This is a genomic window from Sphingomonas sp. BT-65 (assembly GCF_026107375.2).
GTDB lineage: Bacteria > Pseudomonadota > Alphaproteobacteria > Sphingomonadales > Sphingomonadaceae > Sphingomonas.
Map to the genome: position 1 here is coordinate 2565611 of NZ_JAPCIA010000001.1, position 22908 is coordinate 2588518.

27 protein-coding genes are annotated in these 22908 nt (G+C 69.6%); 21 read left to right on the forward strand and 6 right to left on the reverse strand.

Annotated elements, in window-relative coordinates; genetic code table 11:
* Positions 1-98 precede the first annotated feature (98 nt).
* The 18 genes from OK349_RS12345 to fliS are packed head-to-tail and all read left to right on the forward strand — an operon-like array spanning position 99 to position 15155.
* Positions 99-1346 carry a sigma-54 interaction domain-containing protein gene (locus OK349_RS12345; RefSeq protein WP_265118098.1) on the forward strand — a complete coding sequence of 416 codons (1248 nt, stop codon included), beginning with the start codon at positions 99-101 and terminating at the stop codon, positions 1344-1346.
* A complete protein-coding gene (fliE, locus tag OK349_RS12350; protein ID WP_265118099.1) occupies positions 1343-1723 on the forward strand; it encodes a flagellar hook-basal body complex protein FliE in 381 nt (126 codons plus the stop codon). Before OK349_RS12345 ends, fliE begins: the two co-directional genes overlap by 4 nt.
* A gap of 5 nt (positions 1724-1728) precedes the next feature.
* Positions 1729-3399 (forward strand): flagellar basal-body MS-ring/collar protein FliF, encoded by a 1671-nt coding sequence (gene fliF, locus OK349_RS12355; RefSeq protein WP_265118100.1) that lies wholly within the window; start codon positions 1729-1731, stop codon positions 3397-3399.
* Positions 3396-4406 (forward strand): flagellar motor switch protein FliG, encoded by a 1011-nt coding sequence (gene fliG, locus OK349_RS12360; protein WP_265118101.1) that lies wholly within the window; start codon positions 3396-3398, stop codon positions 4404-4406. The genes fliF and fliG overlap by 4 nt, the downstream gene beginning before the upstream one ends.
* A complete protein-coding gene (locus OK349_RS12365) occupies positions 4399-5121 on the forward strand; it encodes a FliH/SctL family protein (protein ID WP_265118102.1) in 723 nt (240 codons plus the stop codon). The genes fliG and OK349_RS12365 overlap by 8 nt, the downstream gene beginning before the upstream one ends.
* Positions 5122-5129: 8 nt before the next feature.
* On the forward strand, positions 5130-6458 hold the full coding sequence (locus OK349_RS12370; RefSeq protein WP_265118103.1) for a FliI/YscN family ATPase: 1329 nt from the start codon (positions 5130-5132) through the stop codon (positions 6456-6458).
* Positions 6451-6882 carry a hypothetical protein gene (locus OK349_RS12375; RefSeq protein WP_265118104.1) on the forward strand — a complete coding sequence of 144 codons (432 nt, stop codon included), beginning with the start codon at positions 6451-6453 and terminating at the stop codon, positions 6880-6882. The genes OK349_RS12370 and OK349_RS12375 overlap by 8 nt, the downstream gene beginning before the upstream one ends.
* 28 nt (positions 6883-6910) lie before the next feature.
* Positions 6911-8107 carry a flagellar hook-length control protein FliK gene (locus tag OK349_RS12380; RefSeq protein ID WP_265118105.1) on the forward strand — a complete coding sequence of 399 codons (1197 nt, stop codon included), beginning with the start codon at positions 6911-6913 and terminating at the stop codon, positions 8105-8107.
* A gap of 25 nt (positions 8108-8132) precedes the next feature.
* Positions 8133-8753 carry a flagellar basal body-associated FliL family protein gene (locus tag OK349_RS12385; protein ID WP_265118106.1) on the forward strand — a complete coding sequence of 207 codons (621 nt, stop codon included), beginning with the start codon at positions 8133-8135 and terminating at the stop codon, positions 8751-8753.
* A gap of 6 nt (positions 8754-8759) precedes the next feature.
* Complete coding sequence (locus OK349_RS12390) at positions 8760-9710, forward strand: flagellar motor switch protein FliM (protein WP_265118107.1); 951 nt, start codon at positions 8760-8762, stop codon at positions 9708-9710.
* Entirely contained in the window at positions 9707-9997 is a 291-nt protein-coding gene (gene fliN, locus OK349_RS12395; RefSeq protein ID WP_265118108.1) for a flagellar motor switch protein FliN, read from the forward strand. Before OK349_RS12390 ends, fliN begins: the two co-directional genes overlap by 4 nt.
* A gap of 7 nt (positions 9998-10004) precedes the next feature.
* A complete protein-coding gene (locus OK349_RS12400) occupies positions 10005-10256 on the forward strand; it encodes a FliO/MopB family protein (RefSeq protein WP_265118109.1) in 252 nt (83 codons plus the stop codon).
* Complete coding sequence (gene fliP / locus OK349_RS12405; RefSeq protein WP_301531116.1) at positions 10253-11071, forward strand: flagellar type III secretion system pore protein FliP; 819 nt, start codon at positions 10253-10255, stop codon at positions 11069-11071. The genes OK349_RS12400 and fliP overlap by 4 nt, the downstream gene beginning before the upstream one ends.
* Positions 11072-11075: 4 nt before the next feature.
* Positions 11076-11345 carry a flagellar biosynthesis protein FliQ gene (gene fliQ / locus OK349_RS12410; RefSeq protein ID WP_265118110.1) on the forward strand — a complete coding sequence of 90 codons (270 nt, stop codon included), beginning with the start codon at positions 11076-11078 and terminating at the stop codon, positions 11343-11345.
* Positions 11346-11347: 2 nt separating this feature from the next.
* Complete coding sequence (fliR, locus tag OK349_RS12415; protein ID WP_265118111.1) at positions 11348-12121, forward strand: flagellar biosynthetic protein FliR; 774 nt, start codon at positions 11348-11350, stop codon at positions 12119-12121.
* Entirely contained in the window at positions 12121-13263 is a 1143-nt protein-coding gene (flhB, locus tag OK349_RS12420) for a flagellar type III secretion system protein FlhB (protein WP_265118112.1), read from the forward strand. Before fliR ends, flhB begins: the two co-directional genes overlap by 1 nt.
* Before the next feature lie 33 nt (positions 13264-13296).
* Positions 13297-14751, forward strand: coding sequence for a flagellar filament capping protein FliD (gene fliD, locus OK349_RS12425; protein WP_265118113.1), 1455 nt, complete (start codon positions 13297-13299; stop codon positions 14749-14751).
* Entirely contained in the window at positions 14751-15155 is a 405-nt protein-coding gene (gene fliS / locus OK349_RS12430) for a flagellar export chaperone FliS (protein WP_265118114.1), read from the forward strand. The genes fliD and fliS overlap by 1 nt, the downstream gene beginning before the upstream one ends.
* Here the strand turns inward: fliS and OK349_RS12435 are convergent.
* Positions 15152-16222 carry a CaiB/BaiF CoA transferase family protein gene (locus tag OK349_RS12435; RefSeq protein WP_265118115.1) on the reverse strand — a complete coding sequence of 357 codons (1071 nt, stop codon included), beginning with the start codon at positions 16220-16222 and terminating at the stop codon, positions 15152-15154. The genes fliS and OK349_RS12435 overlap by 4 nt on opposite strands.
* A 71-nt stretch (positions 16223-16293) precedes the next feature.
* Between OK349_RS12435 and OK349_RS12440 the strand changes: the two genes are divergently transcribed.
* Together OK349_RS12440 and OK349_RS12445 are read left to right on the forward strand one after the other, a co-directional pair.
* Complete coding sequence (locus OK349_RS12440; RefSeq protein ID WP_265118116.1) at positions 16294-16830, forward strand: NADPH-dependent FMN reductase; 537 nt, start codon at positions 16294-16296, stop codon at positions 16828-16830.
* 56 nt (positions 16831-16886) lie between these two features.
* Positions 16887-17480, forward strand: coding sequence for a response regulator (locus tag OK349_RS12445; protein WP_265118117.1), 594 nt, complete (start codon positions 16887-16889; stop codon positions 17478-17480).
* Here the strand turns inward: OK349_RS12445 and OK349_RS12450 are convergent.
* Genes OK349_RS12450 through argH form a run of 5 tightly spaced genes read right to left on the reverse strand, consistent with a single transcriptional unit; the run spans position 17458 to position 22041 of the window.
* Positions 17458-18408, reverse strand: coding sequence for a CorA family divalent cation transporter (locus tag OK349_RS12450; protein WP_265118118.1), 951 nt, complete (start codon positions 18406-18408; stop codon positions 17458-17460). The genes OK349_RS12445 and OK349_RS12450 overlap by 23 nt on opposite strands.
* Positions 18405-19160, reverse strand: a complete 756-nt coding sequence (locus OK349_RS12455) for a precorrin-2 dehydrogenase/sirohydrochlorin ferrochelatase family protein (protein ID WP_265118119.1) — start codon at positions 19158-19160, stop codon at positions 18405-18407. The genes OK349_RS12450 and OK349_RS12455 overlap by 4 nt, the downstream gene beginning before the upstream one ends.
* On the reverse strand, positions 19157-20416 hold the full coding sequence (gene lysA / locus OK349_RS12460) for a diaminopimelate decarboxylase (protein ID WP_265118120.1): 1260 nt from the start codon (positions 20414-20416) through the stop codon (positions 19157-19159). Before lysA ends, OK349_RS12455 begins: the two co-directional genes overlap by 4 nt.
* A 15-nt stretch (positions 20417-20431) precedes the next feature.
* Positions 20432-20668 carry an LPS translocon maturation chaperone LptM gene (locus OK349_RS12465; protein WP_265118121.1) on the reverse strand — a complete coding sequence of 79 codons (237 nt, stop codon included), beginning with the start codon at positions 20666-20668 and terminating at the stop codon, positions 20432-20434.
* Positions 20669-20670: 2 nt separating this feature from the next.
* Positions 20671-22041, reverse strand: a complete 1371-nt coding sequence (argH, locus tag OK349_RS12470; protein WP_265118122.1) for an argininosuccinate lyase — start codon at positions 22039-22041, stop codon at positions 20671-20673.
* A gap of 16 nt (positions 22042-22057) precedes the next feature.
* Between argH and OK349_RS12475 the strand changes: the two genes are divergently transcribed.
* Positions 22058-22663 (forward strand): TlpA family protein disulfide reductase, encoded by a 606-nt coding sequence (locus OK349_RS12475; RefSeq protein WP_265118123.1) that lies wholly within the window; start codon positions 22058-22060, stop codon positions 22661-22663.
* Positions 22664-22908 lie beyond the last annotated feature (245 nt).

Consider the following 22908-nt stretch of genomic DNA (forward strand, 5'->3'; position numbering starts at 1 on the left):
CGCGCGGCAATCTGGAGCCGGCTCGGCTGATTTTTGCCGGATGGTTTACTACTCGTTTACCATCAACCCTGCATTCAGCGTTCGACCAGGGGGGTTGAATGCAGACTGTCTTTCCGTCGGCGGCGGTGCTCCGCCAGCACTACGCACTCGTCTCCGCGCTGCGGGCGCAGGGCTTCACGATCGGCGCCGCCGACAAGGTGAAGCCGATGCCGGGCGATCTGTTCATGATCGTCGAGGGCGAAGCCCCGCCGGTTTCGGCGCGTACTTTGGTGCTGGCCGAGGGGCCGGTCGCGGCGGTCCCGTTCCATGACGGCAACCCCGCGCGGCTGAGCTTCGGGCTCGAGGATGCGGCCATCGCCGGCGGCTTCGCCAGCGCGATGCTGCGCGGCGCGCATGCTCCGGTCGCGGCGGACCCCGAGAGCCTGGCGCTCTACGCGCTCGCCGAGCGGGTCGCGGCGGCGGACATCACCGTGCTGATCAACGGCCCCACCGGCACCGGCAAGGAAGTGCTGGCCAAGGCGATCCACATGGGCTCGACTCGCCGCGACGGCCCGTTCATCGCGGTCAATTGCGCGGCGCTGCCCGAGACGATGCTCGAGGCGCTGCTGTTCGGCCATCAGAAGGGCTCGTTCACCGGCGCCAACGCCGCAGGCGAGGGCTTCTTCCGCGCGGCCAATGGCGGCACGCTGCTGCTCGACGAAGTCGCCGAGATGCCGCTGTCGCTGCAGGCCAAGCTGCTGCGCGCGCTGCAGGAGCGCGAAGTGGTGCCGATCGGCGCGACTGCGGCGGAGAAGATCGACGTGCGCGTCATCGCCTGCGCCAACCGCGACCTCCAGGCCGAGGTGGCCGAGGGCCGCTTCCGTGCCGACCTCTATTACCGCCTCTCGGTCTTCCCGCTCTCGACCAAGGCGCTCGCCGAGCGGCCGGGCGATGTCGCCGCGCTCGCCTCGGCGATGGTGCTGCGCCACGCTGGCAATCGCGGCCGCCTGCCCTGGGTGACGCTGGACGCGCTGGCGGTGCTGCAAAGCCATGACTGGCCGGGCAATGTCCGTGAGCTCGAGAATGTGATCCAGCGCGCGCTGCTGCTCTGCCCGGGCGACGCGATCACCGCCGATCACCTGATCTTCGACCGTGCCCCCGCCGCCGCTCCGGCGCAGGCCGAGGGCACGCTCAGCAACATCGTCCAGCTCAGCGAGTTCGCCGCGATCCGCGAGACGCTGGCGGCGTGCGGCGGCAGCCGCATCGAGACCGCCAAGCGCCTCGGCATCTCGGAGCGCACGCTGCGCTACCGGCTCGCCAAGGCGCGCGAGCAGGGTGAAGACATCACGCGGAGGGCCATCGCATGAGCATCGGCGGTATTGGAGGCGTTGGCGGCGGAGCGGGCGGCATCGACCGCGTCATGCAGCTCCGCGCCCAGATCCTCGAGCGCAACGAAGCGCTCCAGCGCGCGACCAGCGGCGCGGCGGCGCCTGCCGCAACCCCGGTCGGCCAACCCGCGGGTCCGGCGAGCTTCGCCGACACGCTGGAAAGCGCGCTCCGCCAGGTCAACGGCGCGCAGAACCGCGCCAGCGAACTCTCCGCCGCCTACGAGCGCGGCGAGACGGTCGACATCGCCAAGGTGATGCTTGCCCGCCAGGAAGCGTCGGTCGGTTTCGAAGCGACGCTTCAGGTCAGGAACAAGCTCCTGACCGCCTATCGTGACATCATGAGCATGCCGGTCTGATCGCTATGAGCAACGCACTCTCCGTCTCCGACGCACCCGCCGTTCCTGCCACCGCAGGGGCCGGCTTCGCCAATCCGCTCAGCCAGATGCGCGCGATCCTGGGGCAGCCCGCGATCAAGCGCAGCTTGCCGCTGATCTTCATGCTCGGCCTGATCGGCGCCGCCGCGCTAGCGTGGATGGCGTTCTCGACGCCGCCCCAGCGCGTGCTGTTCGCCAGCCTGCCCGAAAGCGACAAAGCCGCGGTGGCCGAAGCGTTGTCCGCGGCGAGCATCCCCAATTCGATCGACGGTGCGGGCTCGCTCACGGTCGGCGAGGATGACTATCACAAGGCGCGCATGCTGCTTGCCGGGCAAGGCCTGCCCAAGGCGGCGCCGGGCGGCTATGCGCTGCTCGACCAGCTGCCGATGGGCGTCAGCCGCGCCGTCGAGGGCGAGCGGTTGCGCCAGGCGCGCGAGACCGAGCTTGCCCGTTCGATCGGCGAGATCGACACCGTCGCCGAAGCGCGCGTGCATCTCGCGACACCCGAAGCGACCGTGTTCGTGCGCGACAAGGCAGAGCCCTCGGCCTCGGTGATCGTCAAGCTCCAGCCCGGCCGCACCCTCTCCGACGCGCAGGTTCGCTCGATCGTCAACCTCGTCGCCTCGTCGGTGCCGGGGATGAAGGCTGAGGCGGTGACGATCGTCGACCAGGCCGGCGCGCTGCTCAGCAAGTCGGGCCAGGACGGCACCGCCGGCGACGCGCGCATCGATTTCCAGCGCCGCGTCGAGGACAAGTATCGCCAGCAGCTCGTGCAGCTGCTGACCCCGCTGCTCGGCCCGGGCAACTTCACCGCCGAGGTGCAGGCCGAGGTCGACCTCGACGAGAGCCAGGCGACGCGCGAGAGCTTCGACAAGACCGGAGCCGTGGTGCGCGCCGAGCAGGGTAACTGGACCGGCGCGCCGCGCGACGGCGCCAATGCGCCCGGCGGCATTCCCGGCGCGCTGTCCAACCTAGCGCCGCCGCCCGCCACCGTCGCCACGCCGACGCCCGAAGGCGCCGCGCCCGCCGCTGCCGCCGGACAGTCCGCGACACCGGCCGCAGCGCCCGGCATGAAGCAGAGCGACAGCTTCGCGCGCAGTTACGACAACGCCAAGGAAATCTCGGTCACCCGCGCCGCGCCGGGCAACATCAAGCGGCTGTCGGTCGCGGTGCTGCTCAAGGAGGAGCCGGGCAAGCCGCGCGGCCAGGTCGAGATCCGCCAGATCGACGAGCTGGTGAAGGCGACGGTCGGCTTCAACGCCGCGCGCCAGGATCAGGTGACGGTGGTCAGCCGCAAGTTCAGCTCAGCCGCCGACGCCAAGGACGAAGGTCCGGCCTTCTATGAGAGCGGCTGGTTCGCGATGATCGCGCGCAACGTCACCGCGGTGGTGATCGCGCTGCTCGTGCTGCTGCTCGGCGTGCGTCCGCTCGCCAAGGCGCTGCTCAAGAAGCGCGATGACGCCGGTCGCGGCGGCGCACTGTCGATGGGTGCCGCCGATGGCGTCGCCATCCCCGCGCCGGTGAGCGCCGAGATGCTCGGTGCCGGCGGGGTGCCGCTCGGCGAGCGGGTCGGGCTGGTGCGCGACTTCACGCGCGACAACCCGGCGCGTGCCGCGCTCGCGGTGCGTGACATGATCAAGGCGGAGAATGGCCGATGAACGCGCCGCGCAGCTTTAGCGGCGTCGAGCGCGCTGCGGTGCTGATGATGGTGGTCGGCGACGAGGAAGCCGCCGCGATCCTGCAGAAGCTCGATCCCGATGAGGTCCGCCAGCTCGGCACCGCGATGATGAGCGTCGCCGATGTCAGCGAATGGGAGATGGCCCAGGTCCTCGATGATTTCACCGGCCGCGCGCAGGAGCGCAGCGCGATCCAGTTCGATCCGCGCCCCAAGCTCGAATCGGTGGTGACCAAGGCGCTCGGGCCCGAGCGTGCGGGCAGCGTGCTCGCGCGCATCCTGCCGCCGCAGCAGAATGAATCGATCACCGCGCTCGCCTGGATGGACGCGCCCGAGATCGCCGCGATGCTCGAGGAAGAGCATCCGCAGATCGCCGCGGTGCTGATGGCGCATCTCGACCCGGCGGTCGCTGCGCAGGTGCTGGAGATGCTGCCGGAGGCGATCCAACCGCAGGTGCTGCGCCGCGTCGCGCGCCTCGGCCCGGTGACGCCCGAGGCGATCGCCACGCTCACCGACCTGCTCGAGCGCCATGCTTCGCAGCCGCGCCGCGTGGCGGGCGTCCAGATGGGCGGTACGCGCGAGGCGGCCAAGATCATGTCCTCGGCGCGCAAGGTCACCGAACAGAAGGTCATGCCGAAGCTCGCCAAGATCGACCGCGAGGTGGCGAAAGCTATCGAGGAAGCGATGTTCGTGTTCGACAATTTGCTCGAGCTCGACGACAAGAACATGGGTACCCTGCTCCGCAACATCGAGAGCGACGTGCTGGTCCGCAGCCTCAAGGGCGTGGACGAGGCGGCGCGCACCCGCTTCCTGTCGTGCATGTCGAGCCGCGCGGCCGACACGATCCGCGACGAGATGGAAGCGCGCGGCCCGATGAAGCTCGCCGAGGTGCTGGAAGCGCAGAAGGCGATGATCGCCATCGCGCGCCAGCTGGTGAAGGACGGCACGATCACGATGCCGGGCGGCGGCGGAGACGACGACTATGTCTAACGCCGCCGCCTTCGTCCCTGGCCTCGCCGCGCGCAGCGCGGGGATCGCCGCGGCGCTGCAGCGCGCTTTCGCTCCGCCCGAGGAATTCGCGCCGCGCGAGATCCGTCCGCGCGACGGGGCGGTGCCGGCCGAGCCGAAGCATTTCAGCCCCGCCGAACCCGGCCACCGGCCGACCGAGGGCTGGGACCCGTTCGATCCCGAACCAGCGCCCGAGCCCAAAGAATTCGTCGACCCGATCGCCGCGGCGCGCGCCGCCGGCTATGCCGAGGGCCTGGCCGCGGGCCGCGCCGAGGCCGATGCCGTCGCCGCGCAGCAGGCGGCGCTGCTCCAGCAGGTCAGCGACGCGCTGGCGCAGGGCGCGCATTTCGATCGCGAGCGCATGGCGGGCCATCTGCGCCAGACCGTGCTGCACCTGGTGAGCAAGATGATCGGAGAGACGGGCGTCGCGCCCGATGTGCTCGCCAGCCGGATCGAGGCCGCGACCGATATGCTCGCGGACGGCGCCGAATCGGCGATCCTGCGGCTGCATCCCGACGACGTCGCGCTGGTCCAGGGGCATCTGCCCAAGACCGTGTTCCCGGTCGGCGACCCGCATGTCGCGCGCGGCGGCTTCGTCATCGAGAGCGCCTCGACGATCGTTGAGGACGGTCCCGACATGTGGCTCGAGCAGCTTGCGACGGCCATCGACCGCGTTCCTATTCCGCCTGCCATCTAGGGGCCTTCATGCTCAATCGCTTCACCGCCGATTATCTCGACGGCCTCGCCTGCCGCGATTTCGTGGCCCGGCCCAAGGTGTCGGGGCGGCTCGCTTCCTATGACGGGTTGCTGATGGAGGCGGTGGGCCTGTCGCTGCCGGTCGGCACGGTCTGCGCGATCGGAATCGGTGCCAATCGTGTGGACGCCGAGGTGATCGGCTTTCGCGGCGGCAAGACGCTGATGATGAATTTGGGCGGCCCTGCCGCTTTGCTGCCTAACGCGCCGGTGCGCCCCATCGGTGCGCCCGGCGAGGCGGAGGTCGGCGCGGCGATGCTCGGCCGCGTGGTCGATGGCGCGGGCAAGCCGATCGACGGACTGGGCCCGATCCGTGGCGCCGGCAAATGGCCACTCGCGGGGAAAATTCAGTCGCCGCTCGACCGTGGCCGGGTGCTTCAGCCGCTCGATGTCGGCGTGCGCGCGATCAACGGGCTGCTGACGATCGGCCAGGGCCAGCGCGTTGGCATCATGGCGGGATCGGGCGTCGGCAAGTCGGTGCTGCTCGGCATGATGGTCCGCGCGGCCAAGGCCGACGTGATCGTGATCGGCCTGATCGGCGAGCGTTCGCGCGAAGTGTCCGACTTCCTCGAGACCAAGGTCGCGGGCGAGGCGCGCGCGCGTTCGGTGGTGGTCGCGGTTCCGGCCAATCACTCGCCGGTGCTGCGCATCCGCGGCGCGCTGCGCGCCACCGCGATCGCCGAAGCCTTTCGCAACGATGGCAAGAAGGTTCTCCTGATCATGGATTCGCTGACTCGCGTCGCGCATGCCGGGCGCGAGATCGGGCTGGCGCTGGGCGAGCCAGCGAGCGCGCGCGGCTATCCGCCGAGCGCGATCGCGATGCTGCCGAGCCTGATCGAGCGCGCGGGCACCGACGTGCACACCGGCGGATCGATCACCGCGATCTATACCGTGCTCGCCGATGGCGACGACGGCAACGATCCCGTGGTCGATTCGGCGCGCTCGATCCTCGACGGCCATATCGTGCTGAGCCGGGCGCTGGCGGAGCACGGGGTCTATCCCGCGATCGACCTTGGGCCGTCGGTGAGCCGCGTGATGACCGACATCGCCGACAAGAGCCATGTCGCCGCGGCGCGCGTGCTGCGCCGCCACCTTGCGACCTATGAGGAGAATCGCGACCTGGTGCTGATGGGCGCCTATCGCCCCGGCGCCGACCCGGCGATCGACGCCGCGATCGCGTGCCATGATTCGGTCCTCGACTATATCCGCCAGGCCTATGACGAGACGGTCTCGCTCGAAGAGGCCGTGACCGAGCTGGTCGGCGTGTTCGGAGATGCCTGACAAGCATCAAAAGAAGCTCGGCCGGCTGCTGCGCGTCCGCACGTTGCAGCTCGACATGGTCCGCGCCGGGGAAGTAGCCGCGCGGGCGAAGGTCGATAATGAGGAAGCGCTGCGCGTGCGCATCGCGCAGCTCGCCGAAGGCGTCGCGCCGACGCCCGCGCCCAAGCCGGGCAGCGCGACCAGCCTGATCGCCGCGGCGCATTATCGCGAGCGGCTCCACCAATCGGCCTTCGCCGCCGAGCGCCGCGTCGCCGAGGCGCAGCGCGGGCTCGACAGTGCGCGCGCCGCGACCCGCGAGGCCAAGCGCGACCAGAGCGCGATCGAGAAGCTGATCGAGCGCGCCGAGGCCAATGCCGCGCGCCGCGCGATGCGCGCGCTCGAGGATATGCCGGCAATCCCGAAAAAACGGCACGATCCTTGCTGAATACTGGGCGAAGGAGATTTCGCCCGCAATGCCAGACCTGCTCGCCTCGACCATCCTGCTTCCGCTGAAGCCCGGAATTCCGCGCGCGGCGTCGGTCGCCGCACCCGCAGCGGCGGATTTCACGGCGTTGCTCGGCGAGCTGGTGCTCCCCGCCGGCGGCAAGCTGCAGAGCGGCAAGGGGCACGGGCTTGCCGCGGACGGCAAGATCTTGCCGGTAGGGGAGCAGGCCGTTGCCGGTGACGAAGAGGAGGACCCCGCGATCGCCTGGCTTCCGGCGGGCCTCGTGCTCCAACCGATCGAACCGGCGCCGTTGCCGGATGTCGTGCTCGTCGCTGTCCAGACCGGCGGGACGGAGGCGAATGCCGTGACGCCGCCGGCTGGCGAGGCGGTCGCCGCGGCGTTGCTGCCGGAAACGACGCAGCCAGCTGTTCCGGTGGCGATCGAAGCCGGTGCCGTACCGATCGGCGCCACCGAAGCAGCGCCGGCTGAAGCAGCGCCGGCCGAATTCGCTGTCGCCGCCGAGGGCGAGGTCGCGCGAATGGAGCCGCTGCCCCCGACGCCGGAGACTGTGCCGGACCTCGATGCGCAGACGCCGATGCGCGAGCGGCTGCCGCGTCCGGCGGTCACGCCGCTCGTGACGCCGCAACCGATCGTCCCCGGCACGACGGTCACGCAGACTGCGGCGCAGACTTTCGCGGCGGCGATCTCGGCAGCCTATGATTCGCCCGCCGCACCCACGCCGCGCGGGGCCGATCCCGTGGCCGTCTCGAACCAGGCTGCCGCTGCCGAGCAGCTGCGCACCACAGTACAGGCAATGGCGGGCGCCGACCAGGCCCCGCTCGATCTCAGCCGCGACGACTGGGCGGGCAAGATGGTCGACCGCATCGCCGCGCTGCGCGACGCCGCCGAGGCGGCCGACACGCGCATCCGCCTCGCGCCGGAGAATCTCGGCAATGTCGATGTGTCGATCCGCCGCGACGGCGACCGGTTGCACGTCCATTTCGCCGCCGAGAACCCGGCGACGCGCCAGCTGCTCGCCGAGGCCGCGCCGCGGCTCGCCGAGCTCGCCGACGCGCGCGGCGTGAAGCTTGGCCAGACCAGCGTCGATGCCGGCGCCGGCGGTCAGCAGGGCACGCCGGACCAGCCGCAATCGAATCAACCCGTGCGCTCGGCTTCCGCCACGGCACACGCATCCGAAACCGATCGCGACGACCGCGTCGCCTGAGCCATCTCCAGGGGGAAACTGAACCATGAGTGATGAGAAGGAAGAAGCCGCACCCGCCAAGAAGAAGGGCGGCCTGATGAAGTGGATCCTGCTCGGCACCGGCGCGACCGTATTGATCGGCGGCGGGGTCGGCGGTGGGCTCTACGCCTCCAACGCCGGGCTGTTCGGCGCCGCCAAGGCCGAGCATGGGGCCGATGCCGACAAGCCGCGCCTCGTTCCCAAGAGCGAGGAAGTCCGTGCGGAGGCGAAGGGCGAGAGCGGCGGGCATGGCGAAGGCGGCGGCGAGAGCCACGGCCTGCCGACGCCAAAGGGTGAAGGCGGCGACAAATACGCCTCGACCTACTACCAGCTCGAGAAGGAGTTCACCTCCAACCTGCGCGAGAGCGTGCACTTCATCCAGGTCGGGATCGCGATCTCGACCCCGTACGACAACCGCGTCGTCGAGAATCTCAAGACGCATGAGATGGCGGTGCGCTCGGCGGTGCTGATGGCGCTCGGCGAGACCGCCGAGGACGAGGTGTTCACCGCCGACGGCAAGCAGAAGCTGCAGAAGCGCCTGACCGCCGCGATCAACGCGGTTCTCAAGGAAAAAGAGGGCTTCGGCGGGATTGGTAACGTCTACTTTACCAATTTCATTGTTCAGTGAACGGGCATGGTTAACAGCCCTTCAGAACTTGGTGGCGCCGAGCGGCGCGAACGGTCCCGGGCCGGCGCGGAACACGCGCCGGCGCTGGGCACCGCGAGCCTCAACCCGTTCGGGGATCTGCATTCGGTGCAGCATCTCTCGGCGCGGCTCGCCAAGTCGCTGAGGGGCAGCTTCGAGCCGCTGGTCGGCGAGGGCGCGCGCTGCTGGGCCGAACCGCTCAGCGTCCAGCGCTTCGGCGACTACGGCGCCGAACGCCCGCACGGCCTTACCGCATGGTTGCCGCTGGCGATGACCCCGGGCCGCGGCCGCGCGCTGATCGTCGCCGACGGCAAGCTCGTTTTCGAGATGCTCGACCGTTTCTTCGGCGGCGAGGGCGAGGCGCCGCATCCGCTGCCCGCCGAGTTCACCGGTTCCGCCGAGACTCTGCTGGCGCGGCTGTCGGCCAATATCGCCGCGCAGCTCGCGCCCGCCTGGGAACTGCTCGCGCGGATCGAGTTCGCGCCGGTGGCGCCTGTCGCGCCGCTTTCGACCGTGCCCGAGATCGATCCCGGCGAGGCGATGGTCGTCACCCGGCTCGGCGTCGCCGCGGGTGACGCCAAGCCGCAATGGATCGACATGCTCTACCCCGTTTCAGCGCTCAAGCCCTACACGCCCTCGCTCACCGCCAAGGTGATCGGCGGCGAGCCCGAGCCCGAGCCCGAATGGCGCAACGGCCTGACGCGCGCGGCGATGGCGCTGCGCCTGCCGGTGCGCTCGGTGCTTGCCGAGCCGGTGGTGCCGCTCTCCATGCTGATGGCGCTCAAGGCCGGTGACGTCATCCCGCTCGCCTTCGGCCCCGACGTGCCGGTGATGGTCGCGCGCCGCAAGATCGGCAGCGGCACCGTCGGCACCGCCAACGGCCATGCCGCGATCCGCCTGACCCGTTTCGAATCCCTCCAACTCGAGGACGCACGATGAACGACATGACCGGGGGCTTTGCCGCCGAAGCCGCAGTCGCGGCCAATTTCCACTTGCTCCAGGACGTCGATGTCAAGCTGACGGTCGAGATCGGATCGACCACGCTGACGCTGCGCGAGCTGCTCGCGCTCGGCGAATCGAGCGTGATCGAGCTCGACCGCGAGGCCGACGAGCTGCTCGACGTATTCGTCAACGGCACGCTGATCGGCCGCGGCGAAGTGGTCACGGTCGGCGACAAGTTCGGCATCCGCATGACCGAGCTGGTCGCGCCCGAGAAGCGGAGCTGAGCCACGCATGTGGTCCTACATCCTTAAGCTGGCCGTGCTGCTGCCGCTGGTCTGCGGCCTGCTGATCGGCTGCCTCTATCTCTGGCGCAAGCTCGAGGCGCGGCTGCCGGGCAACCAGGGCGACCGCATGCTCAAGGTGCGCGAGACGATGATGGTCTCGACCGGCACGCGCATCGCGGTGCTCGAGGTGGAGGGCAAGCGCATCCTCGTCTCGGTGAGCCGGAACGGCGTTTCGCTGATCGACCGGATCGACCAATGACCGCCAGCCTCCGCTATCTCGCGCTCGTGCTGGGCGCCCTAGCGCTCGCGCTGTTCCTGGTCGCGCCGGCCTTGGCGCAGGGCGCCGCGCCCGCCGCGCCAGTGGCCGCGCCCGCGCCCGCCCCGACGCCGGGGATGGGCGACGCGATCGACCGCGCGCTCGGGGATCTCGGCGGCGGCGACGCGCCGCTCTCGCTATCGCTGCAGGTCCTCATCATCATGGGCCTGCTCACGGTGCTGCCGGGCATCCTCTTGATGATGACCAGCTTCACGCGGATCATCATCGTGCTCGCGATCCTGCGCCAGGCGCTGGGCTTGCAACAGACGCCGCCCAACCAGGTGCTGGTCGGGCTGTCGCTGTTCCTGTCGTTCTTCATCATGGCGCCGACGATCAGCCAGATGAACACCGCCGCGATCCAGCCCTATGCGGAAGGGCGCATCGGCGCGACCGAGATGATCGAGAAGGCCGGCGCGCCGCTCCACGCCTTCATGCTCAAGCAGACCCGGGTCAAGGACATCACCATGTTCGCCGAGATGGCCAAGACCGGGCCGATCGCGAACCCCAAGGATACGCCCTTCTCGGTGCTGCTCCCGGCGTTCGTGACGAGCGAGCTCAAGACCGCGTTCCAGATCGGCTTCCTGATCTTCCTGCCGTTCATCGTCATCGACCTGATCGTCGCCACCGTGCTGATGAGCCTCGGCATGATGATGATGTCGCCGACGATCATCTCGATGCCGTTCAAGCTGCTGTTGTTCGTGCTGGTCGATGGCTGGGCGCTGACGATGGGCAGCCTCGCCGCAAGCTTCGTGAGTTAGCCCGATGGAAGCCGATTATTTCCTGTCGATCGCGCGCGAGGCGATGTGGGTGCTTGCGCTCGCCTCCGCGCCGATCCTGATCCCGGCGCTGCTCGCGGGTCTGATCCTCGGCATGGTGCAGGCCGCGACCTCGATCCAGGAGCAGACGCTCACCTTCGTGCCCAAGCTCGCGATCGTCGGGGTTTCGCTGGTGATCTTCGGCGGCATGATCATGACGCTGCTCGGCGACTTCACGATCGGTATCTTCGAGCGCATTCCGGAACTCGTCCGCTAGCCATGTTCGGCTTCGGCCTCTCGATCGAGCCGCAGCTCTGGGCGCTGCTGTTCACGATGGTGCGCGTCGGCGCGGCGTTTGTCGCGGCGCCGGTGTTCGGTGCCGTCTCGGTGCCGATGAACGTGCGCATCCTGCTGACCGCGGCGATCGGCATTCTGTCGATGAACGCGGTGCCGATCGAGGCGCCGGGCGAGATATTCGCGCTGGCGACGTTCCTTGCGGTCGCCGCCGAAGTGCTGGTCGGGCTCGCGCTCGGCTTCATCCTGCAGATCGCCTTCGCCGCGCCGCTGGTGGCGAGCGAGGTGATCGGCGTGTCGATGGGCCTTTCCTTCGCCACCGCGATCAACCCGCAGACCGGCGCTTCCACCCCGGCGCTCGGCCAATTCCTGACGATCCTGCTGACTCTGCTGTTCCTCGCGGTCGATGGCCATCTCGTGCTGGTCGAGCTGGTGGTGCGCTCCTATGAGCTGCTCCCGCCCGGCCAGGCCTGGCTGACCCCGGGCAAGCTCCAGAACATTGCGCTGTTCGGCGGCTATGCCTTCCTGGCGGGCCTGCTGCTCGCACTGCCGGTCGGTTTCCTGCTGCTCTGCCTCAACATCGTCGTCGGCATGCTCTCGCGCTCGGCGCCCGCGCTCAACCTGTTCGCGATCGGCATTCCCGCCAGCCTCGCGATGGGCGTCCTGGCGCTGCTCGTCGGCATGCCGGCGATGGGCGATTACATGCTCGTGATCGTGCGCGAGGCGCTCGACGCGGCGCAGACATTGGTGCTCGGCTGATGTCGGAGAGCGCGGGCGAAAAGACGCAAGCACCAACGCCGAAGCGCAAGGAGAAGGCGCTCGAGCAAGGTGACCTGCTCAAGTCGCGCGACTTCGGCGCGGCGCTGATCATCCTGCTCGGCTGCGGCTGGATGGTGCTGATGGGGCCGCAGCTGCTTGGCGCGTGCAAGGAAGTGATGGCGGCGAGCTTCAGCTTCGGCCGTGCCGACATCGAGAGCTTCCAGCCGTGGAAGCCGCTCGCCACCGCGGGATGGAAGTTGGCGCCCTCGCTCGGCGCATTGCTCGCGATCACTTTCGTCGGCGCGATCGCCAGCCAGGCGGCGCTCGGCGCGCTGCACTGGAACGGCAAGCTGCTCGCGCCAAAGGGCAACCGCATCAACCCCGGCTCCGGCCTCAAGCGCATCTTCGGGCCGACCGGCTGGATCGAGCTCGGCAAGTCGCTGCTCAAGGTGCTGCTGCTCGGCGGCATCGGGGCGTGGATGCTGTGGGGCTCGGCCGCGACGACGATGGGCCTCGTCTCGTCCGATCTCGGCACCGCGGTGAAGGCGCTCGGCGACACCTTCGCGACGTTGGTCTTCGTGATGGCCGGCGGGCTGCTGCTGATCGCGGGCATCGACCTGCCGATCCAGATCTTCCGCCACCTGCAGCGCCTCAAGATGAGCCTTCAGGAGGTCAAGGACGAGCACAAGGAAAGCGAGGGCTCGCCCGAGGCCAAGTCGGCGCAGCGCCAGCGCCAGCGCGAGCTCGCCAAGGGCGGGCTGCGCAGCAAGGTGCAGGACGCGCATGTCGTGCTGACCAACCCGACCCATTTCTCGGTCGCGCTGCGCTATTCCAACGGCAAGGACCAGGTGCCGGTGGTGGTCGCCAAGGGCCGTGGCGAGATCGCGCTGGCGATCCGCGAGCTGGCCGACGAGTTCGCCGTGCCGCGGCTCGAACTGCCGCCGCTCGCCCGCGCGATCTACTTCACCAGCCGCGAGAATCAGGAGATCCGCGACGATCTCTACATGGCGGTGGCGACCGTGCTGGCGTTCGTCTTCGGGCTGAACAAGCAGGCGGGCGGGCGCATGCCGGCGATCACCGTGCCGGAGAGCGCGCTGTTCGACGAAAATGGCGTCCTGACTGGCCTAAAGGCTGCGGGCTGATGGCCGTTAACCAGCATAGAGGGGGACGTTCACGTGGCCGTTGAAGGAACGACATCGACGACGTCGATCGGCATGGCGCTCGGCGTCGGGTCGGGGATCGACACGGCCGCGCTCGTCCAGCAGCTGGTCGACAAGCAGTTCGAGTATCGCAACGCGACGCTCGCCAAGCGCGAGGAGACGCTGACCGCGCAGATCAGTGCGTCGGCGACTCACAAGAGCAACATCACGAGCTTCGCCAGCGCGCTCTCCAGCCTGTCGCGCAGCGGCAACCTCGCGACTCAGCCGACCAGTTCGAATACCGGCATCTTCACCGTCTCGCGGATCGCGGGCGCCAACTTGACCGAGCTCAATGCGCGGGTCGAGGTGCGCCAGCTCGCGTCGAGCCAGACCGTCTCGGCCGCCCCGGTCGCGGACAAGACCGCGGCGATCGGCCAGGGCAAGCTCACGCTCACCTTCGGCACCGCCACCGTCGCCAATGGCGCGATGACCGGCTTCACGCCGGGCAGCGGCACGCCGGTCGACATCACGATCGGCGAGAATGTCTCGAGCCTCGAGGGCATCGCCGCCGCGATCAACGCCGCCAATGCCGGGGTCACCGCCTCGATACTGACCGACGCTGCGGGTTCGCGGCTGGTGGTCAAGGGCGGGACGGGCGAGGCGCGCGCCTTCACCCTCACCGCGACCGACACTGCCGGGCATGAGGGGCTCGCCGCGCTCAACATCGGCGTCGGCGCGACCGGCACCACGGTCGGCAGCGCCGCGGCCGACGCGATCGTCGCGGTCGACGGGGTGCAAGTGCGGCGCGAGACCAACGCGATCACCGACCTGGTCCCGGGGGTGAAGCTCGATCTCGTCTCGGCGCAGCCGGGCACGGTGGTCAACATCGGCAAGACGCTGCCGACCAGCGCGCTGATGCAGGCGGTGCAGGATTTCGTCGACACCTATAACGAGGTGTACACCGCGCTGCGCACCGATCTCGATCCGGTCACCGGGTCGCTGCGTCAGGACCTCGCGGCCAAGACGCTCAAGCGCCAGCTCCAGGAGCTCACGCTCAACCCGCTCGTCGCCGGTTCGACCGACGTCCCGACGACGCTGTCGCACATCGGGGTCAAGACCAACCGTGACGGCACGCTCAGCCTCGATTCGGCGGCGCTGACCAAGGCGCTCGTCAATCATCCGGGGCAGGTCGAGAAGATGTTCGCGCAGCCGGGTGGCGTCGCGACGGCGAACAACGGCCTCTCTGCCGTGCTCGATGCGATCTCGACCGCCGCCGCCAGCACGACGCGCGGGCTCGGTGCGAGCGAGGCCCGCTATACCGATGCCAAGGCGGACGTGGTCGAGGACAAGACCGAGGCGCTGGTCAAGACCGAGGCGTTGCGTACGCGCATGACGCGCCAGTTCGCGAGCATGGACGCGAAGGTCGCCGCCTATCAGTCGACGCTGACCTTCCTCGAGAACCAGATCGACGCGTGGAACAAGCAGGGCTGATGCACATGAAGGCCCCGATCCGCCTCGGCACCAACGCCGCCGCCACCTATCGCTCGATCGACGCGGTCGGCCGCACCAGCGCCGCCGATCCGCACGCGCTGGTCGAGCTCATGTACAAGGAATGCGTCGCCGCGCTGCGCGCCGCCGCCTTCGCCGCGGAGAAGGGGCAGCTGCCGGTCAAGAGCGAGCGTATCGCGCGCGCGACGGCGATCCTGTTCGCGCTCGAATCGGGGCTCGATTTCGAGCGCGGGGGCGAGGTCTCGCGCACGCTGGCGACGCTCTATCACGGGCTGCGCGCGCAGGTCATCAACGCCAGCATCGGCAGCGATCCCGCGCCCTTCCGCCGCGTCGCCGACGATCTCGAGGACATCGCCGGCGCATGGAGCCAGGCCCGCGCGGCTTAGTCCGCCCAGCGCCTCAGGATCTCGCGGACCGATACCTCGCGCGCAGGCGGTGCGACGCCGATCCCGGGCTTGAACTGCGGGGCGGTCGCCGCGCCCGTGGGGCCAGCCGCGACCGGCCGCCGCGCCAGCGCATGCGGATGGCGCGCGGCCTCGGCCAGCGACAGCACCGGCGTCACGCACGCCTCACCATGGGCGAAGCTGCGCACCCATTCGTCGCGCGTGCGCGCCGCAAAGCGCTCGGCGAAGCGCGCGGCCATCGCCGGCCAGCCGGCGCGGTCGAACTGCGCGAAGGTGCCGGGCGCGAAGCCGAGCCCGGCGCACAGCGCGTCGAACTGCGCTGGCTCGATCGCTCCGATTGCGACATGGCCGCCATCGGCGCAAGGGTAGCTGCGGTAGAAGGGCGCGCCGCCGTCGATCAGATTGCTCTCGCGCCGGTCGGCCCAGCGCCCGCTCGCGAACAAGCTCTGGGTCAGCGCCATCAGCGTGCCGACCCCGTCGATGGCGGCCGCGTCGACCACCCGGCCCTCCTCGCCGAGCTGTGTGCCCAGGATGCCCGCGACCATCCCCAGCGCCAGGAACAGCGCGCAGCCGGCATGGTCGCCGAGCAGGTTGAGCGGCACCGCGGGCGCCTCGGCCGTGCCGATCGCATGCAGCGCACCGGTCATCGCCAGCACGTTGATATCGGCGCCCGGCTGGCCGGCGAGCGGGCCCGTCTGTCCCCACATGCTCGCCCGCCCATAGACCAGGCGTGGATTGCGCGCGCGGCACCGGTCGGGACCGAGGCCGAGCGCTTCCATCGATCCCGGCGGCATCCCCTCGATCAACCCGTCGGCGTGCGCGGCAAGCTCCAGCACCTCGGCGATCGCCGCGGGCTCGCGAAAGTCGAGCACGAGGTCCTGCCGCCCGCGATAGAGCGCCGGCACGATCGCGCTGGTGGTCGAGCCTGGCTGCACGACCCGCACCACCTCGCTGCCCAGGTCGGCGAGCAGCATCGTCGCGAAGGGCACCGCGCCGATCGCGTCGATCTCGACGATCCGCACCCCCGCCAGCGGCCCGCGTCGCTCCACACTGCGCCTCCCATCGGCCACGCCGCACGATGCGGGTGGTCCAGCGCCCCTGTTTCGGCTAGCGCCGCCCCATGAGCAAGCCGCACATCGTCGCCCTGGGCGGCACCTCGCGCCCCGAATCGGCGACCGGCCGCGCGCTCGCCCATTGCCTCGCGCTTGCCGAGGCGAAAGGTGCGCGCACCACATTGCTGACGGGCGAGGCGATCAACTTCCCGCATTACGAGCTCGGCTGCACCACGAGCGACCCCGCGATCACCAACTTCATCGCGGTGCTGCGCGACGCCGACGGGCTGATCGTGGGCTCGCCCGGCTATCACGGATCGCTGTCGGGGCTGGTCAAGAACGCGCTCGACTATGTCGAGCTGCTGCGCGGCGACGATCGGGTCTATTTCGACGGCATGCCGGTCGGGCTGGTCGCGACCGCGGGCGGCTGGCAGGCGGCGGTTTCGACGCTGGCGGCGCTGCGCACGGTGATCCACGCGCTGCGCGGCTGGCCGACCCCGCTCGGCGTCGCGATCAATACCGGGGCGGGCGGGGACGCTGTGGCAGGGGCTTCGGGCCAGCTCGAAGTGATGGTGGACCAGGTTCTGGGGTTTTTGCGCCGCTGAGGGTCCTTGCCGCGTCGTTAACCGGATCGTGACGGTCGCGTTCTAGGTTCGCGCGCATGAGCCTGAGCCCTCCCTCCGCCGAGACGCGCCGGCGCGGTATCCGCACCGTGCTCGTGGTGGACGACAGCCGCACCAACCTCAACGTGATCGGCAGCCGGCTCGGTCAGGCGGGATATCTGGTGGTGCTCTGCGACAACGGACGCGAGGCGCTGGACCTGATCGCCGGCCGCGGCTTCGACCTCATACTGCTCGACATGATGATGCCGGGGATGTCGGGGGTCGAGGTGCTGGCCGAGCTGCGCGCCAACCCGCGCACCGGCGATCTGCCGGTGATCATGATCACCGCGCGCAGCGATACCGGCGCGACGGTGGAAGCGCTGGCGGCGGGCGCCGACGACTATGTCGCCAAGCCGTTCGAGTTCGACGTGCTGACGGCGCGGATCGAGCGGACGCTGGCGCGATCGGCACGGATCATCGAGCTCAAGCGTTCGGTCGCCGCGCTCGACGCGCGGATCGCCGCGCGCGCGATCGAGCTGGGCGAGGCCCGCACCGAACTCGCCGTCACCCGCGCCGACCGGGCGCGGCTGGTCAGCTCGATCCAGTCCCTGAACGCCGAGGTCGAACGGCTCAGCGGAACCAGTGGCGCCTGACGAAGTAGAAGGTCACCGCCGCCGATACGATCAGGCAGAACACCGTGATCACCCAGAATGACGACGGATGATCGTCATAGGGAATGCCCTGCACGTTCATCCCGAACAACCCGGTGATGAAGGTCAGCGGCAGGAACACCATTGCCGCCACCGCGATCACCAGCGAGCGCTGGTCGATCACCTCGGCGCGCAGGTCGGTGAGCGTTTCATGGATCAGCGACGCGCGTTCGCGGATGCTCTCCAGCTCCTCCGCCATGCGCGCGGCGCGGTCCGCCGCAGCGCTGATATGCAGCCGGTCTTCCTCGGACAGCCAGCGCACGGGCAGTGTCGCCAGCTTCTCCAGCGCAACGCGTTGCGGGTAGAGGAAGCGGCGATAGCCGATCGCCGTGCGCCGAACGGCATTGACCTTGCGGCGCAGCTCGAACGCCTGGCGCGCGTCGAGCTGCTCCTCGCAGCTGTCGAGCGAATCGCCGAGATCGGCGACCTGCGGATCGAGCTGCTCGGTGATCGCTTCGGCCAGCGTGGCGATCAGGTCGCCCGCGTCGAGTACCTCCCCTGCCTCGGTCGCGGCGCGCGTCACGTCGAGCGCGTCGAGCGGCAGGCGCGTGACGGAGATGACGCGATCGCCCGCTGCGCGAAGCCGGATCGAGGCAAGCGGGTCGGAGCTCTGCATCGCCGCATGGGTCATGCCGCGCAGATTGAGCACCGCCGCGCCGTCGATCTGGTCGCAGCGCGGGCGCGTCTCGAGCGCGGTCAAGGCGTCGATGGTGAAGCGGTCGAGCCGCGCCACGTCGCGCAGCCATGCCTGCACCTCTTCCTCACGCGAGGTGAGGTGGATCCACACGAAGCCGCGCCGCAGGCGGATCGCGTCGTGCGGATCCACGGCGCGCGCGCGGCCGCGTGTGACGACATAGGCAAAGCCGCTCATCCAGCCATCTCCAGGTCGACCGTCAGGCCGGGCAAGTTAGTGGGAGGCGCGGCGCATGCAATGCGCTCAGCATCGGCACGCGCACGGGTCAGGATCGCGGGCGGCACATCGGCGCGATGCGTGATGCGGTCGGCCTGCGCCAGTAGCCGCGCCTCGCGCAGGGTGAGATCGTCGGGATCGGCGGAGCGCAGGCGGAGGCGGACGATGCCGGCGGACTCTGCATCGGGTTCGGCGAGCCAGCGTTCCACGGCGCCGTTCGGCGGATCCCGGAACGGATCGAGCGGGCCGGCCAGCGCCGCGCCGATCGCGCGCCGCCGTTCGCCCGCATCGGGCCAGCGCTGGCGGATCGCCGCGCGGCTTCGTTTCAATGCCTCCGCCAGCCCGCCGAGCGACGCCGGCAGCACCGCCTCCAGCCGCTGCCGCAACGCCGCCGCCAGCCCCGCTGACGCGCCGCCGGTGCCGATCGCGACCGTGACGGGATCGCGCTCGACGATCGCGGGCAAGGTGAAGTCGCACAGGTCGGGCCGGTCGGCGACGTTGACGAGGATGCCGCGTGCCTTGAGCCGCACCGCCACAGGCTCCGGATCATCGCCGGCGACGATGGCGAGCCGCGCGTCCTCCGCCTCGCCGACGATCACCGCCCCGGCGCGTTCGAGCAGCCGGCGCTTGGCCTCCGCGGCCGGACCGCTACCGACCAGGATCACGGGCCGCCCGTCCAGCTGGACGAAGACGGGCAGCCCCGATCGTTTCACCGCACCCACTCGGGCACGCGCTCGGCGCCCATGATGGTTTCGGGCTGGATGCGGTCCGCGACCACCGCGAACTTGTCGCCCGACACCAGCACCTCGGGCACCAATGCCCGGCTGTTATAGGTCGAGGCCATGGTCGCGCCATAGGCGCCTGCGGTGCGGAACACCGCGAGGTCGCCCGAGCGCACGACGTCGATCTCACGCCCCATCGCGAAGGTGTCGCCGGTCTCGCACACCGGCCCGGCGATATTGGCGAGGAACTTCTCGCCGGTCGGCTCGACCGCCTCGAACTCGTGATAGGCCTCGTAGAGCGCGGGGCGGGCAAGGTCGTTCATCGCCGCGTCGACGATGACATAGGGATTGCCCGCGGCGGGCTTGACCCAGATCACCTCGGTCACCAGCACCCCGGCATTGCCGCAGATGAAGCGGCCCGGTTCGAACATCAACGTGACGTCCCAGCCCTGCGTCACCCGCTTGACCATTGCGCCGAATTCCTCGGCCGAGGAGACGGTCTCGCCCGGGCGATAGGGCACGCCGAGCCCGCCGCCGAGATCGACATGGGTGATGCTGTGTCCGGCGGCGCGGAGCTGTTCGACCAGCTCGCCGACGCGCTTGTACGCGGCCTCGAGCGGCGCGAGCTCCTTCAATTGGCTGCCGATGTGGATCGCGACCCCCCGCAGGTCGAGGCCCGGCCGGCCGGCGAGGCGGCCGAAGATCTCGGCGGCGCGGTCGATCGCCACGCCGAACTTGTTCTCGGCCTTGCCGGTCGAGATCTTGGCGTGGGTGCCGGCGTCGACATCGGGGTTCACGCGCAGCACCGCGGGGGCGGTCTTGCCCTGGGCATGCGCCAAGTCGGCGAGCACTTCACCCTCCTCCTCGAGCTCGAGGTTGAACTGGCCGATCCCCTCGTCGAGGCCGAGCTGCAGCTCCGCGCGGGTCTTGCCGACGCCGGAGAAGACGATGTCCTCGGCCTTCATCCCCGCAGCCAGCGCGCGCTTGAGTTCGCCGCCCGAGACGACGTCGGCGCCATAGCCCTGCTTCGCCAGCACGCCGAGCACGGCGAGGTTGGGGTTGGCCTTGATCGCGAAGGCGATGTGGACGCTGGGCAGATCGGCCAGCGCGTCCTTGAGCACCCGGGCGTGGCGCTCGAGCGTCGCGGTCGAATAGACATAGACGGGCGTGCCGACGTCCGCGGCGATTTGCGGGATGGCGACGTGCTCGGCGTGGAGCACGCCGTTCTTGCGGTTGAAATGATCCATGTGAATTGAGACTTTTCAGTTCTGCGGCGGCAGTTCGAATTCGTCGCCGCGGCGTTCCTCGGAGCTGCGCAGCACTTCGTCGCTGCGCGTGGGGCGAGTCTGGGGCGGCGCCTGCATCAAATCAGCCGGCGTCGGTGTGGCCACCGCCCCATAGGGTTTGGTCGGCAGCGATCCCCCGGTGGCCGGTTTCAGGTCGCCCTTGTTGCCGCAAGCAGCCAACAGAAGCGCCGTGAATACCACCAAGGTTCGCATTCTCACTCTCCTCTTGCGGCACGCGCCGCCGCAATTGCCTCACGCACCCGCACCGGGGCAGTCCCGCCGAAGCTCGTCCGGCTCGCCACCGACGCGTCGACGCTGAGCACGCCAAACGCACGCTCGTCGATACGCTGGTCGATCGCCTGCAAATCCGCAAGCTCGAGCTGGTCGAGCCGCACGCCCTTGGCCTCCGCCGCGGCGACCGCGCGGCCAGTGATATGATGCGCCTCGCGGAACGGAATGCCGCCCTCGCGCACCAGCCAGTCGGCGAGGTCGGTGGCGGTCGCGAAGCCGCTCTCCGCCAGCCCGCGCATCCGGTCGGTGCGGAACTGCGCGCTCTCGACCATCCCGGTCATCGCCGCGATCGACAGCGCGAGCAGGTCGTGCGCCTCGAACACCGGCGGCTTGTCGTCCTGCATGTCCTTCGAATAGGCGAGGGGCAGGCCCTTCATCGTGATCATCAGCGCCGTGAGGCAGCCGACGATCCGGCCGCTATGTCCGCGCACCAGCTCGGCGGCGTCGGGGTTGCGCTTCTGCGGCATGATCGAGCTGCCGGTCGACCATTGATCGGAGAGCTTGACGAAGCCGAAGGGCTGGCTCGCCCAGATCACGAATTCCTCGGCAAGGCGGCTGAGGTGCAGGCTGCACTGCGCGGCCGCCATCAGATAATCGAGTGCGAAATCCCGGTCGCTGACGGCGTCGAGCGAGTTGCGCGTCGGCCCGTCGAAGCCGAGCGCGGCCGCGGTCGCCTTGCGGTCGAGCGGGAAGCCGGTGCCGGCCAGCGCTGCCGATCCCAGCGGGCAGAGATTGCCGCGCGCACGGGCGTCCGAGAAGCGCGAGACGTCGCGGCCGATCATCTCGAAATAGGCCATGAGGTGATGACCCAAGGTCACCGGCTGCGCGCTCTGGAGATGGGTGAAGCCGGGCATCACGCTGTCGGCATGTTCCTCGGCGCGGGCGAGCAATGCCTCCTGCAGCGCGCCGAGCGCGGCGAGCACCTGGTCCGTGGCGTCGCGCACCCACAGGCGGAAGTCGGTCGCGACCTGATCGTTGCGGCTGCGCGCGGTGTGGAGGCGTCCGGCGACCGGCCCGATCTTCCCGGCCAGCCGCGCCTCGGTCAGCATGTGGATGTCCTCGAGCGCGAGGTCCTCGGGCACCCCTTCGCGTTCGTAGTCGGCGGCGACCGCGTCGAGCCCGGCGGAGATCGCCGCGGCATCCTCGGCGCCGACGATGCCCTGCTTGCCCAGCATCGCGACGTGCGCCTTCGATCCTGCGATGTCCTGCCGCCACATGCGCTTGTCGAACGGGATGGAAGCGTTAATCTCGCGCATCACCGACGACGGGCCTTCGGCGAAGCGCCCGCCCCACATCGAATTGGAGCCTGTCTTGCGCTCGACGATCGCGCTTCTCCCTGTCCTTACGGCCCTGACCCTTGGAATTGCCGGCTGCGATAAGCCGAAGGAGCCGGGCGAGCAAGCAAACGCCGCTGTTGCGGGCGAAAGCACTGCTGCACCCGCGAACAAGGCCGCGGCGGGCGGCGATGTCGAGCGGATCGGCACGATCGACCGCAGCCACAAGGGCGAGGCCGCGCCGGCGCTGGCGTTCCAGGCGCCGGACGGCAAGCCCGCGACGCTCGCCGCGTTCAAGGGCAAGCCGCTGCTGCTCAACCTGTGGGCGACCTGGTGCGCGCCGTGCGTGCGCGAGATGCCGGCGCTCGACCGGCTGGCGCAGCGCGAAGGCGACAGGATTCGGGTGCTGACGGTGAGCCAGGACCTCGAAGGCGCGGCGAAGGTGACGCCCTATTTCGCGAAGGCGGGATTCAAGGCGCTCCAGCCTTATCTCGATCCCGATGTCGGCCTGTCGACGCATTACGGCGTCAACCTGCCGACCACCGTGTTCTATGACGCGCAGGGCCGCGAGGTGTGGCGCGTTGCGGGCGACATGGACTGGGACGGCGACACGGCGAAGGCGTGGCTGGCCGAGGCGGGGTGAGGGTTCGGCCAGTGCGGTGAAGTTGACCAAGTTACGCGTAGCGCGGTTCATTCTGTCAACTTGGTCGCCTTTGTCGGGTGGCGCCTTTAGCGGGTGCGGATCGACGAAATCAAAGAGCGGCCGGCATGCGGCCTGTCGATGGAAGCAAACGAAATCCAACATTGCAAGCGGGGCGGCTATTGGGTGGAAAGCCGACGGTCGGGCTTTCTAGCCCTCTCCGCAAGCGGGAGAGGGCTAGAAGCAAC

What these genes read in the sequence shown, in the direction of transcription:
- OK349_RS12345 (WP_265118098.1), top strand. Translation starts at nt 99, where the DNA reads ATGCAGACTGTCTTTCCGTCGGCGGCGGTGCTCCGCCAGCACTACGCA.
- fliE (WP_265118099.1), top strand. Translation starts at nt 1,343, where the DNA reads ATGAGCATCGGCGGTATTGGAGGCGTTGGCGGCGGAGCGGGCGGCATC.
- fliF (WP_265118100.1), top strand. Translation starts at nt 1,729, where the DNA reads ATGAGCAACGCACTCTCCGTCTCCGACGCACCCGCCGTTCCTGCCACC.
- fliG (WP_265118101.1), top strand. Translation starts at nt 3,396, where the DNA reads ATGAACGCGCCGCGCAGCTTTAGCGGCGTCGAGCGCGCTGCGGTGCTG.
- OK349_RS12365 (WP_265118102.1), top strand. Translation starts at nt 4,399, where the DNA reads ATGTCTAACGCCGCCGCCTTCGTCCCTGGCCTCGCCGCGCGCAGCGCG.
- OK349_RS12370 (WP_265118103.1), top strand. Translation starts at nt 5,130, where the DNA reads ATGCTCAATCGCTTCACCGCCGATTATCTCGACGGCCTCGCCTGCCGC.
- OK349_RS12375 (WP_265118104.1), top strand. Translation starts at nt 6,451, where the DNA reads ATGCCTGACAAGCATCAAAAGAAGCTCGGCCGGCTGCTGCGCGTCCGC.
- OK349_RS12380 (WP_265118105.1), top strand. Translation starts at nt 6,911, where the DNA reads ATGCCAGACCTGCTCGCCTCGACCATCCTGCTTCCGCTGAAGCCCGGA.
- OK349_RS12385 (WP_265118106.1), top strand. Translation starts at nt 8,133, where the DNA reads ATGAGTGATGAGAAGGAAGAAGCCGCACCCGCCAAGAAGAAGGGCGGC.
- OK349_RS12390 (WP_265118107.1), top strand. Translation starts at nt 8,760, where the DNA reads ATGGTTAACAGCCCTTCAGAACTTGGTGGCGCCGAGCGGCGCGAACGG.
- fliN (WP_265118108.1), top strand. Translation starts at nt 9,707, where the DNA reads ATGAACGACATGACCGGGGGCTTTGCCGCCGAAGCCGCAGTCGCGGCC.
- OK349_RS12400 (WP_265118109.1), top strand. Translation starts at nt 10,005, where the DNA reads ATGTGGTCCTACATCCTTAAGCTGGCCGTGCTGCTGCCGCTGGTCTGC.
- fliP (WP_301531116.1), top strand. Translation starts at nt 10,253, where the DNA reads ATGACCGCCAGCCTCCGCTATCTCGCGCTCGTGCTGGGCGCCCTAGCG.
- fliQ (WP_265118110.1), top strand. Translation starts at nt 11,076, where the DNA reads ATGGAAGCCGATTATTTCCTGTCGATCGCGCGCGAGGCGATGTGGGTG.
- fliR (WP_265118111.1), top strand. Translation starts at nt 11,348, where the DNA reads ATGTTCGGCTTCGGCCTCTCGATCGAGCCGCAGCTCTGGGCGCTGCTG.
- flhB (WP_265118112.1), top strand. Translation starts at nt 12,121, where the DNA reads ATGTCGGAGAGCGCGGGCGAAAAGACGCAAGCACCAACGCCGAAGCGC.
- fliS (WP_265118114.1), top strand. Translation starts at nt 14,751, where the DNA reads ATGCACATGAAGGCCCCGATCCGCCTCGGCACCAACGCCGCCGCCACC.
- OK349_RS12440 (WP_265118116.1), top strand. Translation starts at nt 16,294, where the DNA reads ATGAGCAAGCCGCACATCGTCGCCCTGGGCGGCACCTCGCGCCCCGAA.
- OK349_RS12445 (WP_265118117.1), top strand. Translation starts at nt 16,887, where the DNA reads ATGAGCCTGAGCCCTCCCTCCGCCGAGACGCGCCGGCGCGGTATCCGC.
- OK349_RS12450 (WP_265118118.1), bottom strand. Translation starts at nt 18,408, where the DNA reads ATGAGCGGCTTTGCCTATGTCGTCACACGCGGCCGCGCGCGCGCCGTG.
- lysA (WP_265118120.1), bottom strand. Translation starts at nt 20,416, where the DNA reads ATGGATCATTTCAACCGCAAGAACGGCGTGCTCCACGCCGAGCACGTC.
- OK349_RS12465 (WP_265118121.1), bottom strand. Translation starts at nt 20,668, where the DNA reads ATGCGAACCTTGGTGGTATTCACGGCGCTTCTGTTGGCTGCTTGCGGC.
- argH (WP_265118122.1), bottom strand. Translation starts at nt 22,041, where the DNA reads ATGTGGGGCGGGCGCTTCGCCGAAGGCCCGTCGTCGGTGATGCGCGAG.